The 13857-nt window shown below is 39.4% G+C and carries 7 protein-coding genes; 3 read left to right on the top strand and 4 right to left on the bottom strand.

All coding sequences use genetic code 11. The features are described 5' to 3' along the window. Positions 1–62: 62 nt before the first annotated feature. The 4 genes from EWM59_RS01175 to EWM59_RS01160 form a co-directional block, all read right to left on the bottom strand. Positions 63–1055 (bottom strand): aldo/keto reductase, encoded by a 993-nt coding sequence (locus EWM59_RS01175; protein ID WP_130019113.1) that lies wholly within the window; start codon positions 1053–1055, stop codon positions 63–65. 94 nt (positions 1056–1149) lie between these two features. Then, positions 1150–2049, bottom strand: a complete 900-nt coding sequence (locus tag EWM59_RS01170) for a helix-turn-helix domain-containing protein (RefSeq protein WP_130019313.1) — start codon at positions 2047–2049, stop codon at positions 1150–1152. Between the two features lie 287 nt (positions 2050–2336). Continuing rightward, the gene (locus EWM59_RS01165) at positions 2337–7466 is read right to left on the bottom strand and encodes a 3-coathanger stack domain-containing protein (protein ID WP_130019112.1); all 5130 of its coding nucleotides are present in this window, start codon (positions 7464–7466) and stop codon (positions 2337–2339) included. Positions 7467–7553: 87 nt separating this feature from the next. Further along, positions 7554–8993 (bottom strand): hypothetical protein, encoded by a 1440-nt coding sequence (locus EWM59_RS01160; RefSeq protein ID WP_130019111.1) that lies wholly within the window; start codon positions 8991–8993, stop codon positions 7554–7556. Positions 8994–9321: 328 nt separating this feature from the next. Here EWM59_RS01160 and EWM59_RS01155 point away from each other — a divergent pair, with 328 nt between their 5' ends. The 3 genes from EWM59_RS01155 to EWM59_RS01145 all read left to right on the top strand — a co-directional run bounded on the left by EWM59_RS01155 (position 9322) and on the right by EWM59_RS01145 (position 13846). Further along, positions 9322–12570, top strand: a complete 3249-nt coding sequence (locus tag EWM59_RS01155; RefSeq protein ID WP_130019110.1) for a histidine kinase — start codon at positions 9322–9324, stop codon at positions 12568–12570. 17 nt (positions 12571–12587) lie between these two features. After that, positions 12588–13334 carry a LytR/AlgR family response regulator transcription factor gene (locus EWM59_RS01150; RefSeq protein WP_130019109.1) on the top strand — a complete coding sequence of 249 codons (747 nt, stop codon included), beginning with the start codon at positions 12588–12590 and terminating at the stop codon, positions 13332–13334. A 155-nt stretch (positions 13335–13489) separates the two neighbouring features. Further along, positions 13490–13846 carry an ISAon1 family transposase N-terminal region protein gene (locus EWM59_RS01145; RefSeq protein ID WP_130019108.1) on the top strand — a complete coding sequence of 119 codons (357 nt, stop codon included), beginning with the start codon at positions 13490–13492 and terminating at the stop codon, positions 13844–13846. Positions 13847–13857: the final 11 nt, after the last annotated feature.

Below are 13857 nucleotides of genomic sequence, written 5' to 3'. Positions count from 1 at the left end.
AAAAAATAGGCGCAGGGGCGCACTACTCATTTTAATTTATAAAGTTTAACTCAAACAGTTTATCATAATCCAGTAGATTTCTCCATAGTTTCCGGATAGCGGGTACCCATTACTTTGATATGAGCCGATACGTTTTCGATTTCCTGCAATTCTTCCGGTGTCAACTGAATGTTTGCTGCCCCATTATTCTCTGTTAAACGATGTATTTTAGTAGTTCCCGGAATTGGTACAATCCAGGGCTTTTGTGCCAGAACCCATGCCAGGGCAATCTGCGCAGGGGTAGCATTTCTTCGTTCTGCAAACTGAATTAATAAATCTAATAAGGCCTTGTTGGCCATACGGGCTTCTTCGGTATATCTGGGTAAAATATTACGAATGTCGCCTTCGGCAAACTGCGTGTTTTCATCGATTTTACCTGCCAGAAATCCTTTTCCCAAAGGGCTATAAGCTACTAAACCAATGCCCAGTTCTTCAATGGTTGGAATAATTTCTGCTTCATGCTGGCGTGTCCACAAAGAGTATTCGCTTTGCAAAGCCGTAACTGGCTGTACAGCATGTGCTTTACGAATAGTATTAGCTCCGGCTTCTGAAAGCCCGAAATGTTTTACTTTTCCCTCTTTGATTAGGTCTTTTACCGTTCCGGCTACTTCTTCAATAGGTATGTTCGGGTCAACACGGTGTTGATAGAAAAGGTCGATAACCTCAACTCTTAATCGTTTCAGCGATTCTTCAGCTACTCGTCTGATATTAGCAGGGTGGCTATTTAAACCAACGCTTTTATTTTGAGAGCGGTCAATATTAAATCCGAACTTGGTAGCAATAACTACTTCTCCTTTGAATGGTTCTAATGCTTCTCCAACTAAGATTTCATTCGTAAATGGGCCATATATTTCAGCCGTATCGAAAAAGGTTATGCCTTGTTCTACGGCAGTACGCATAACTTTAATCATTTCATTCTTATCACCTGCCGGACCATACCCAAAACTCATACCCATACAACCTAATCCTATGGCAGAAACTTCCAGACCAGTATTCCCTAATTTACGCTTGTTCATGACTATTAATAATTTGATGCTTTATAATGATAGAACAAAATTAGCAGTTCATTATCACTCAAAATAACGAAATTCAAAGGATTACTTACGAAAATCAAACATTCCTGAATTGAGACGGGCTTTGTTGCAAATGTTTCTTAAAGAAATTATTAAAATGAGTAACCTCTGTAAAACCTAAGGCGTAAGAAATTTCAGATATATTCCACTTACTATGTTTAAGCAGGATTTTGGCTTCCTGCAAAACACGCTCTGCAATAATCTGTGAAGTTGTTTTGTCGGTGGCTTCTTTTACCGACCTGTTCAAGTGGTTTACATGTACATTAAGCTGGCTGGCAAAGTCAGAGGCAGAACGAAAGTTTACTTTCGAGTGTGCCTCCTCAATAGGAAACTGCCTTTCCAATAGTTCAAGAAATAAAGTCGAAATCCGTTGCGAAGCATTAATCGGATGCTTATCGAAAGTAGATGAGGGTTGCATTTTTGTAGCAAAATGTAGTAATTCAAATACCAGATTCCGCAAGGCATCATATTTATGAATATAATCAGAGTTGATTTCCTCAAACATACGTTCGTAAATAGTAGTCAACTTATTTACCTGCTCATCAGTCAGTTCAAAGATATGATTGCCATTGGGTTGAAAAACCTCATACTGACTCAGATTGCCGAATTGATTGAAAAAGTGCTGATTAAAAATACAGTAAACTCCTTCACGTATATTATCCAAATGTTCCCATTTATAGGGTATCTGGGGATTAGAAAAAGACAAAGCCTGTTTTTTTACCTCAAAAATTTTATCGGCATAATGTACCTTACTGTTTCCGATAACCAGCATTATTTTGTAATAATCTCTTCTTTTATAAGGAATAGGCTTGGCTTTTTCGCCTGTAAAAGGCTCCAGTCTGAATATATTAAAATGCCCGATTTCGTTACGAAGATTATCAGGTAACCAATCAAACTTTCTTTTATAAAGTTCTTCTAATGTTTCTATATTCCCCATATTCTGCAACGGTCTGATAAATGAAAGCACAAAATTAATTGATTATCGTAATGTCTATTAACGAAAATCAAACTAAAACTTACGATTTTCAAACAATATCTACCATTGCCTTTAATGGATTATTAGGATAGATTACTTTTGGCTTTTCAGTTCCCTTCAACAAACAAGCGCAAGTATCCGGTTATCAGATACTTGCGCTTGTAAATAGTAGAAAAGGAATCAAACCGCCGACACAAGGATTTTCAGTCTGAAAACACTTTATATTGATGTTCCTATTAACCCTTCTTCTACTGGCAATTAGCCAAAATTCTTGCCGTAAAAACAGCTCCACTATTCGTTTGAAAACCAGGATTCAATTGTACATATTGCCCGCCCTGATAAATAACCGTACTACCTATTGAAATCTGATTTGCACTCCCGTTGACAGTGATAACTGTATTGGATGCTTTTTGGTCGGATGTGATTGTACCCGTAGGAGTAAGTAAAGTCTGACAAGGAGCATTAATGGTAATACTATTAGAGTTGCCGGATACCACTCCGCAAAGCGTACAAATGGCCCGATAGGTGGTAGTAGATGAAGGACTTACCGAGATTTGTTGACCCGTGAAACCATTTGACCAGGTAATTACTCCACTCCCGCAACCGACCGCTTTTAGTATACTGCTTTGTCCGGTAGTAATCGTAGTAATTGAAGCCGAAATAACAGGTGCCTGCAGATTTAAGGTATAAGAGGCAATAAAACCGTCACGGGCTTCAGTGCTTGTGGTTAAGTTAGTAGTTCCGGCTGTTGGGTCAAAATCAATCGTATGAAAGAAACTACCTGCTGTCCAGATTTTACCATTTGGCATAGCTGTAATTGTCAGTATTTTTTCACTGTCGTCTCCTGAACTTGCTTCGCTCAGCACCATGGCATCGGTAATTTGTCCATTGGGGTTTAGTGCGGCTAAATACACATCGTTGTCAATCACATTGCCTGGCATGGAGAAACCTGTATTGTCAAAATCGATGGAGCTATTGATAAGGCCTCCTACATATATCTGATTACATGAACCCAGACTAATATCTAAACCTCTGTTAAAAAGTCCGGTTGAAGGTAGGGGCTTTATCCATAGCACATCTGTATCAGGTTTATATTTAGCGATAAAAGCAGTAGCATTTCCTGCACCTGAACTGATAGGCTTTTCAGGTAGTTCTAACTGGTATTGATTATAAGGCCCAAAGAGTGGAATGCCCTGATAATATCCGGCTACAATATAATTGCCGTTGGTATCAATTTCTAATCTTACAGGACCACTCATTGGGGCGGTGCGTGCAATGCTTCTGGCAAATATATAGTTACCATCGGTGGTATATCTACCTAAAAATATCCCTTCACCCGGTGGCAGACGAACCGTATTGGCTGATGGATCAACGTCCATAGCTCCACCATAGGTATTTACTATTACCAACTCGTTGGCAGCATTCATACGAATAGTTCCGGCATGGGCATTGAAATCACTTATCAAAGTTTTTGCCCATGCAAAATCTCCATTGCTATTGAGTTTGAGTAAGGCAATAGCATAATGTTCTACCGACATCATGAATGTATTGGCTGATGGGTCAAAATCAATATCTCCGGTGAAGGTCCCCATAGCATATACATTTCCTGCATTGTCGGTAGTTAACGAGTTCAGATAAGAATTAAAATTTGGATTGGTTGTATTGCATATCTTTGTCCATATTTCGGTGCCTGCCGGGTTGAATTTATTTATATAAAAACGACCTGTGCCCGTGGAATTGGTAGAACTTGCGGTTGAGCCTGATGTATAGATATTACCACTATTATCAAGGGCAATTTCGATTGCTCCAGTGTTATAGGCTTCACAGGAAAATTTTTTGCCCCATACAAAAGCACCATTGGCACTGTATTTGGCGACGAATCCGGTTGATATGCTGTAAGGATCGGTCTGAATGTTAAATATTGCTGCTGAGGGGTCCAAGTCATACGTACCATTAAAAGCACCCGTTATATACAGATTATTGGCATTATCACGGGTTGAGGCTTCTACCCTTAAGAATGCTGATCCGTTAATGTTATTGCCGGCAAATTGTTTAGCTTCTGCCAAGCGGAAGAGCGATTCATATCGGGTATTGGATATGTAACTAACGGTGACAGTAACACTATTTGACAGATTACTGTTACAACCTGCCGGAGCTACGCATCGGGCTGTGTAAGTGGTGGTGGTTTCGGGAGATAACTGTATAACGCTACCATTCATATTATTAGACCAAAGCACCTGATTAGCACAACCCGTTGCTGTTAAAGTAACAGACTCCCCTAAATTAATAGTACTACGACTAACCGTAACAACAGGAGCTGCCGGATTACTTAATACAGTAGGTATAACGTTGTTGGAGACTGAACTATAACAAGTACTATTAAAACAACGTACCGTGTAAGCCTGACCTGATACAGGATTCGAAACCGTAACGGATGCACCTGTTTGCCCTGTTGACCATACGGTTGTCATGTTGGCACAACCATATACACTCAGGTAAAGGTGTTGTGTGGGACAAAGTGTAAGGCTATTGGTATAGGATGAAGTAGCCATTGGCGTAGCTGGCAATGGGTTCACCGTAATCGTCACGATGTCTGATTCTGCACCTGATGTACTCCCTACTACACAATGCGCACTGTAATTGGAGGTTTGTGTAGGACTCACTGTAATACTATTGGCCGTAATACCTGTTGACCATATGGTTGAGCCCCCCGTACAGCCTGACGCTGTAATAGTAACCGATTGCCCTGCACAGACAGTGGTAGCAGAGGGAGATAATGTTGGAGTTGGCACTCCGCCTGAATTAAAAATGATTACTTCTGTGGTATTTGCGGCAGGGCAGTTCACACCATCATTCATCGTTACTGTATAAATACCTCCCATAGCAGCGGTGGCATTGGTACGGTTGATGGTTTGTCCTGTAGCTGTAAAACCATTCGGGCCTGTCCATGTATAGGTATTGCCACCAAGGCCATCGGCCATCAGCTCTATCGTATTACCCTCAAAGTATGGGCCTGTATTTGATGCTTCAGGCAAAGCGCCGGATGTATTTACAACAAGATTGAAAGATGATTGTTGAATTAAGGAACAGACTTTACAAGTAGCTGTATAATTAGTGGTATTGGCAGGTGTAACCAATAAAGAATTACCTGTATAATAAAGAACTTGTCCATTCTCCTCATAATTCCATGTAACTAAGCCACTACAATTATTCACACTCAATGTACTACTTTCGCCGGGACAAATACTGCTTTTTGTAACTCCAATAACAGGTACTTCGGCAGTTTTCATCTGAATCGTGAGATTGGCTGAATAGGCACTATTACTGCCACAACGGTTACAACGAGCCCGATAGGTAGTTTCCGTAGAAGGATTTACAATGATATTATCATCCGTACCGATTTGAGTAGTGTTAATGAACCATTGAACCGCACCACTGCAATTAGTAGCCGATAGCTCAATTTTGGTTCCTGCACATATAGAGGTTTGTGGTGTTGAAATAAGCGGAGCGGTATTGGCCGACAAAGGAGTATTAAATGGCGCAGATGCTTCACTCAATAAACCATTCAGGCTACAACGAACCGTATAGGCCGCAGTAGTAGATGGAGGGACACTGATAGTAGTGGTGGTAGCTCCGTTAGACCAGACAGGTGTGCCACCCCTACATCCATCCATACCCAACGTAAGACTTCCGGCAGAACAGGCATTCACCTTAACAGCAGGTTTCTGTATTTTAAAACGGAATGTTTGCAATATATCGCAAAACCATATAACCCCGGCTGACTCTACATATACCCTTTTACAATCAGGCATAAAATCAATATCAGCCAAAGGCGAGGGATTTAGATCTATGGCATCACGGGGTTCATATACCTGAATGCTGGTAAGAATGCGTAGCTGATTGCTTTGCGTAAAGCGCATTTCGCGAAGCTCTATAGCAGCGGCATAGCTTCCTGTAAATGTTTTTTGTCTGGCCGGACGCAGATAATCATGTACTAAGCCTGTTTGCCCATTATACACTACTACAAGAGGGTCTATGGCATTTTCAGCATTGATAATAAACTGGTGTGTAGTCCGGAGGTCAAAATCATAGGTGCCTGACAAATCTATCCAGGTATTGACGTGAATATTGTTATAGGCATCGAAATAAAAATTAAAAGGCTCAGAGCTTTTATTAACAAAAGGCAACACAAATTTAAAATTCCCAAGCGAATCATATTTGCTTATGAAGATTCCGTATGCACCGACAAATTCTTCTACAAAAAAGGTAGAAGCCGAAGGATCGAAATCTAAACGTTGATTTGAAATCTGGCCATGTAAAGCAATGCCACCGCTATTATCAATTTTTACACGAAACAAACCGGAGGTTCCAGTTAAAGAACTTGGACCTTCTGATTTTAATACTTTTGCCCATTCAAAATCACCGTTGGATTTGTATTTAGCAAAAAAAGGAATGTTTGTCTGGCAAGTCGGATCTGTAGGTTCGGCTACGCAGTCTGTTAAATAGCTTGAAACATCAAAAGCGTCATCCTCCGGATGAAAATCCAATAATCCAGTAAATGTACCACTTATTACCACTTTATCACTAATTGGGTCATAGGCTATATCCATAGGAAGAAATTGACCATTTGATAAATTGCCGATGATTTTTCGTACCCATAGAAAATTCCCGTTTTTATCATATTTTACTAAAAATATACTTGCTTTTTCGGAATTAGGTCCTGAATCCAGGGGTGAAGGGTCGAAATCCATATCATACTTGCCGTACAGATAAAAATTTCCGAATTTATCAGGTAAAATCCCAGCCATAACAACTGTCTTCTTTTCAACCAGATTCATAATGTTTTTGGCAAATACAATATCACCATTAGGCGAAAGTTTCACTATCCATTGGGCAAAACCTAAACCATCCTGGGGTACTGTACTGCCGTCCGGCTGCATAATACCATTTTGCGAGCGTCCCGTAAGATATATAAAACCATCCTTGTCAACGGCAGTCTTGTCCAGAAAATCAAGCGTAGCCCCACCCATTTTGCGGCTCCAGAGCAAATTGCCTAACGAGTCGGTTTTCGTAACTAAAAAATCTACATTATAAGCATATTGACTATATATTGGTGGACTAGGCTCATAGGGGTAAACAAATAGTGAATCGTTACCAGAGGGCTTCACATCAGTAGGGCGAACCACTACGGTAGTACGGATGATGTTGGCGTTGGCATCAATATAGTATTCCTGAGGAGTTCCATAGTCAGTATAGGCTTGAATATCTCTTGGTAGCACACCTAATTTATGATAAGATTCATACTGATAGTTTTTATACTGCCCTGCAGCATTCATCTGTATCAACAGCAAGCAAATAAAGAATAAAAAATTTTTCATGGGTATATGTATAAGAATAAAGATTTGTATAAAGTATTGCTTTATGAAACCAATGGAATCTGTTATTTTTCAGTCCTAATCTTTACCTTACTGTTCATAAGTAATAAGCACCGTATAAGGCTTGCTCAGAATGCTGCTGCTGTTGCCTGCAATATTCAGAATTTGAATCACAGTACTATCTATATAAAAATCAAACTGATGCCCACCGTAAGCAGTCCATCCTCGCCCATGCTTCACTGTGGCCGAAACCGATACAAAAACCTCTACACTCAGAATTTTGGACAAGCTAAGTCCATGAGCTATTGAGGTATAAGTTCCCTGCGTCGCTGCCGTTGTACCTGTTAGTTTGAGTACTTTAATCGCCGGAGCACTGCTTCCCAGTTTGGAAAAACCTTCAACCGATACATTGCCATTTTGATTAATATCCAATACCGTTTTAGAAATAGTGCTGTTATCATTATAGCTGACAAAGCGAAAGGTTTTATTAGTAATAGCCGGGATACCGAAAGTAAAATTATCGGTATCTTTAAAAAGCCCCCAACGTCCAAGATTCTGATAAGCACCTGAGGTAAATACGTCGGAAGTTTTGGTAAGTAGGGGGCTAAAATTTGCCGAAAGCCTAATACCTTTAGCAGCATCTACGACACTGACATTACCATCAATAACCAAGCGCTCACCAGGAGCCAGTGCAGCAACTGTATTACCAATACCTACATTGCCGTTGCGAATGACCGTGAGGGCATTGCTATAAATAATAGCATTTTCTAAAGAATCAAAAACACCATTGCCTAACTGGAAAATTCTGTCGCTATAAGAATAATCACTATAATTGGTAACTGTTGTATTACCAGGGTTATTAAATGTTCCCATACTAATACCCCCATATTTATAGGCCGTTAATCCTTGTCCTAATGTGATGGATGATTCTCCAAAACTATGGCTGCCAGAACCTGCCGCTATCGAATAATCACCGTTTGCTTTTGCATAAGAGCCTAATGCAACAGACGATGCTCCAAGACTTATGTTTCCCCTCCCAAGCGCAACTGAAAACGTGCCCTGTGCTTCTGAGAACATACCGGCTGCTACTGAATTTGAACCAAATGCTGTCGCTCCCGCCATTGCAATAGCATCTAAACCAAGAGCGCTTGAAACTCCTAAGGCAACGGAGTTATTACCTGTTGCCGATGCACTACTTCCTAATGCTATTGAACAATACCCGGTTGCCTTGGTATTAAGCCCTCCGGCAATAGAAAACCTACCTATACTATCTGCATTCCAATTATCTGCGCTGTAAATACCTGTAACAGTTCCTACTCGAAATGCACTTAAAGAAGGTATCCACATCAGACGAGTACCTGCGCCGGAAGCAGGTAATATAATAGGTAAATTACTTTGTAAATTCAATGCACTATCCCGCTTTGAGAAAATGCCATTGTCCTTTGAAGGCTCCAACAAAATAGAAGATTGCGCTTTAGTAACAAGCGTATTAAATAAGCAACACCAGGCAATAAGGAAAGTGTATTTCATTTTGTTTCATGAATTTTAATGATAGTACAAATCTTTAGCTCTATACTTTCTTATTTTATTTATTGCTAACTATCATCTAAAATACCTACGTTAAAAAGCTTTTTCCATCCCACACAGCCGAGTAGCAGGTTTTATCGGTTGAATGGCTACTTTTTTGAGTGAGTAGCAGACTTGTAATTGCAGACAAAACTGAGACGTGAATGCAGTTTGCTCAAAATATCTACCATTCAACCGACGGATACTGCCAATAAGGCTTAAGTATTTTGAAGAAGTGCTGATTTCTGTTATCTTGGAAAGGAATTAATGTAATCGCTGTCTCCTACATTTTATGCGATGTCTGATTGGCATGTATTTTCTTTTATGGATAGGTCTGCAAGCTAAAGCGCAGCAGGTAGAGACTATATTTATACCTGCTTCTAATACCTTTATTCACGAACCCTACCTACGCTTTGACTCCTTTGTGATTGAAAATGAAGTTATAAAAAAAGCTTACTCAAAAGAGATGCGGCTGCAAGACCACCAGGGCTACTTATGGTTTGTGGCCGATAATCAATCGCTAATTAGATATGATGGGCATTATGCCAAAACCTATGATAGTACCCGGTTTTACGGCATTCAGATGATTAATAAAACGGTATGGTCTTTGACAGACAGTGGAGTGGCTATTTTTGATACCACCACCGAAACCTTTGCTTCTTATCCCACCCCATTGGTCAAAAATTACGTTTATTGGGGTGCTGCGTCAGACTCTGTCAGCAAGTTATATATACTATTCCCGTCTAATTCTGATAATGTAAGGTCTCCTTTTTTTGAGTTCGACATTCAAAAAAAGAAATTCAGACATATTCAGTTATCACACCTACTTAATGGTTATACGCAAAAGTATGAACCAGACTCCCTGCTGATTCTCTGTAAACCTTTGACTGTAGATACTAAAGGACGGGTATGGGGACAAATAAGCTATGGCTCAGATACCGATCATGGGCGTTCTGCTTTCGGTTATTATGACCCGCACTCAAACATAGCTGTATGGTATCCTTTATACGGAGCTTATAACCCAGAAATTAAGAATAAGAATCCTAATGCTCCTCAGGAAATGTCAATTAGTAATGTCTATATAGATAATCGTTATATCTGGGTAGGAGGATGGTATTACTTAGGGTTACTACGGTTTGACATTCAAACACTTCGCTGGAAACAGTATCATTTTTCGGAGTTGGTAGCCAATCAGGTATTCTATATTCGTACATTTCAGCAAAACAAATTTATACTATATAGCAATAATGGGATTAAAGTTTTTGATAAATTCAGAGAAACATTGCATGAGTATCCTCATATTCCGGACAATCAATTTTCACCTCCTACTAATTCAAATTCTATTTTCTCTGGTGATAGAAATACCATCTGGATTGGAAAGCACAATGCTATTGGCGATGCCGAAGTCTTTTATTTAAGCCCTGAAAATCAGGTATTCAGAACTTTCCCTCAAGCAATGAAGAAAGAAAGGCTCCGTGTATTTTGCCAGTATAAAACACAGCTATTTTTCACTTACCAAAACCCCAGAGGATTCGTTTTAGCTGCTTATGATGAGCAAAGCGGAAAAGTCTCCGAATTATTCAGACAGCCTTACGGGGAAACACCAGAGCAGTATTTTCATATGGCTATGCCAGATACCATTAATCAGGTAATATGGTTTGTCGGAAAAGTAGAAGGGGGTAGTATCAGGCAATGGGATTTACGCCGTAAACAAATGATAAATGTACAGGCACCTATCCAGGATTCGAAATTAAGAACTGACCAACTTTATAATGTCATGTCTCTGACCCAGGATAAAGAAGGTAATATATGGATTCCTGTTACACAAACTACATTAACTACCGAAGGGTCATTGATTAAATATGATAGCCGCATTAAACAATACAGGCATATAAAATCTATTGAAAATTTAATAAATAAGCAAAGGCTCCGGTCTGTTATGGCAGATAGCCGGGGAACTATCTGGTTAGGGAGTTGGGATGACAACCTGATTCGGTGGTTTAATCCTAAAACTGAGCAATTAAGCATTAAGAATGCCATTAATAGGAAGGCGACAGAAAGTAATATTCCCATTAATAAAATGATAGAAGACACCAGAAGAGGAGTAATATGGATTGCTGCTACGAAACATGGTTTGTGGAAATACACCATGAATACTAATCAGTGGCAGCAAATACCTCTAAGTAATGTTGATTTTGTTTTCAATCTGCAATTAGCCCATGATGGAATACTCTGGATAAAAAGTGATAATGGGCTTGTCAGGTACTCACCTGATACAGGCACTTTTAAGCAATTCGGAGCTGAATATGACCTGAAAATATATGACTACGGAATGCTTATTAAAGGTAATAATGACGAGCTTTTTTTTGATAGATTTCGGTTTTATCCACAAGAAATTCGTGACAATGCATCCAAACCGAAGCCAATCTTCAGCTTTATCAAAGTATTTGATCAGGAGTTAGCACTTTCTCAGAATATTAACACTATTCCCGAAATTACACTTCGCTATAACCAGAATTTCTTTACCGTAGGTTTCTCGGTGCTATCCTATATTCAGCATCAGAAAAATCAGTATATGTATCGTCTGGATAACTTTAATAAAAACTGGATTACCTGTGGTAATAATCCGTCAGCCACCTTTACCAATGTTCCTCCGGGAGAATATACGCTTTATATTAAAGGAGCCAATTCAGAAGGCATCTGGTCAGATATCCGTTCTTTAAAAATCACTATCACTCCCCCTTATTGGCAAACATGGTGGTTTCGAGGCTTAATAGCTGTCTTTATTTTTGGCATTCTTTATCTCTTATATAGATACCGGATTGCTCAACAAACCCTTAAAAGTCGTTTGGCTGCAGAAGAAGCACTTAATAAACAACGTGAAGCCGAATATCAACAGCGCATTGCACAGACTGAAATTGCTGCCCTGCGGGCACAGATGAATCCACATTTTATTTTTAACTGCCTTAATTCTATACAGTATTACGTAGCCAACAATGACCTTGATGCTGCTTCTGACTATCTGACTAAATTTTCGCGGTTAATTCGTTTAGTGTTAGAAAACTCTCGTTCTGAAAAAGTAACACTCAGTAATGAGTTAGAAACACTACGATTTTATATAGAAATGGAAGCTATGCGATTTGGCAAAAAACTCAATTATGAGATACGAATTGATGAAGACATTGAACCCGATATATTACAGATTCCGCCACTACTTATTCAGCCTTTTGTAGAAAATGCCGTCTGGCATGGTTTAATGCACAAACCACAAGGAGGCACGGTAAGTATAGCCATAAAACAGCCACAAGCCGAAACATTACAGATTCTGATTACAGATGATGGCATTGGTCGTAAAAAAGCGGTTGAGTTTAAGAGTAAATCAGCCACTAATCGTAAGTCTTTCGGCTTGAAAGTAACCACCGAACGCATTGAATTAATCAATGGGCTATATCAAACAAATACAAAAGTACAGATGATAGACCTGACCGATGCACAGGGGCAAGCCAGCGGCACACAGGTGATTGTTGAAATTCCGATATAATTCTAAATAAAATACGCATGTTACGTGCCATTATTATTGATGATGAACCTAATGCTGTAAGCCTGTTGGTGCTAAGATTAGGTCAGCATTGCCCACAAATAGAAATAGTGGCAACCTGCACAGATAGTCTGGCAGGCGTTGAGGCCATCCGACGATATAACCCTGATGTAGTTTTTTTAGATATCGAAATGCCACAGCTAAATGGGTTTCAGGTGTTGGAAGCCATAGGCGAAATCACATTTTTATTGGTTTTTGTAACTGCCTACGACCGTTTTGCCCTCAAAGCTTTTAAGTATAGTGCGCTTGATTACCTGCTGAAACCCATAGATACACAGGAGTTGATTACAGCGGTAAGAAAAGTAGAAAAACAGCTACAGACTTCTTCGGCTCAGATTCGCCATCTTAAACAGCAATTTACCCACAAAAACCCTTATCTGCCTGAACGGCTTGCTTTACCTTACCAGAATGGCGTAACTTTTGTAGCTATCCATGAGATTATCTATTGTGAGGCTGATGATAATTATACAAGATTTCATCTGGTAAGTGGTCAGCAACATATCACAGCTAAAACCCTGAAAGATATACAGGAACTATTAGAAGAGCATGATTTTTTACGAGTCCACAGACAATTCTTAATTAATATTCATCACATAAAAAAGTTTGTTAAAGGAGAAGGAAGTTATTTAGTGATGAATAACGAGCAGAGTATTCCTGTATCAAGAGGGCAGAAAGAAAAACTGATGGAACGCTTTGGATGGGTCTAATAGTCTGCTGTTCTACAAATTAGAGGATTATTTTTGATTTTTTGATCTATTAGCTCTTTGAAATTGCACTTTTCCTAGAAAACGAAAATGGATCAGTCCCAAAAGTTGTGGGGAGGTAAAATAATTTCGACCTTTGCATTTTACTAAAAGAACAGATGCAAGGAAATTACGAAGAATTATTAAAGTTATTGCTACCAGCTATCATTATTGAAAATTTTGAACTTACTTCTAATAAGACTACAGAGGAGGTGATGCATTTATATCTACAGGAATTTAATCATATACCCAAAGAATTTGAATCTCAGAAGTTGGAATCCAAAGGTTTCTTTGATGAGATTACAGTTCAGGATTTTCCAATCAGAGGGCATAAAGTTTTTCTACACATTAAGCGCCGTAGGTGGTTTAGTCATACGCTTGGCAAAGTAGTATATCGGAACTGGGAATTAGTAGCGGACGGCACTCGAATGACACAAGAGTTTGCCGCTTTTTTAAAAGCTATCAATCGATTCTAATGCAGATGCTA

Origin of the sequence: Emticicia agri (assembly GCF_004168285.1) — a bacterium.
GTDB classification, from domain to species: Bacteria; Bacteroidota; Bacteroidia; order Cytophagales; family Spirosomataceae; genus Emticicia; species Emticicia agri.
The sequence above is the reverse complement of the archived record's forward strand: the minus strand, read 5'-3'. Positions and strand labels throughout refer to the sequence as shown.

Bases quoted from the DNA above. Each gene is read 5' to 3' on its own strand.
- EWM59_RS01145 (WP_130019108.1), top strand. From the start codon at position 13,490: ATGCAAGGAAATTACGAAGAATTATTAAAGTTATTGCTACCAGCTATC.
- EWM59_RS01160 (WP_130019111.1), bottom strand. From the start codon at position 8,993: ATGAAATACACTTTCCTTATTGCCTGGTGTTGCTTATTTAATACGCTT.
- EWM59_RS01175 (WP_130019113.1), bottom strand. From the start codon at position 1,055: ATGAACAAGCGTAAATTAGGGAATACTGGTCTGGAAGTTTCTGCCATA.
- EWM59_RS01150 (WP_130019109.1), top strand. From the start codon at position 12,588: ATGTTACGTGCCATTATTATTGATGATGAACCTAATGCTGTAAGCCTG.
- EWM59_RS01165 (WP_130019112.1), bottom strand. From the start codon at position 7,466: ATGAAAAATTTTTTATTCTTTATTTGCTTGCTGTTGATACAGATGAAT.
- EWM59_RS01170 (WP_130019313.1), bottom strand. From the start codon at position 2,049: ATGGGGAATATAGAAACATTAGAAGAACTTTATAAAAGAAAGTTTGAT.
- EWM59_RS01155 (WP_130019110.1), top strand. From the start codon at position 9,322: ATGCGATGTCTGATTGGCATGTATTTTCTTTTATGGATAGGTCTGCAA.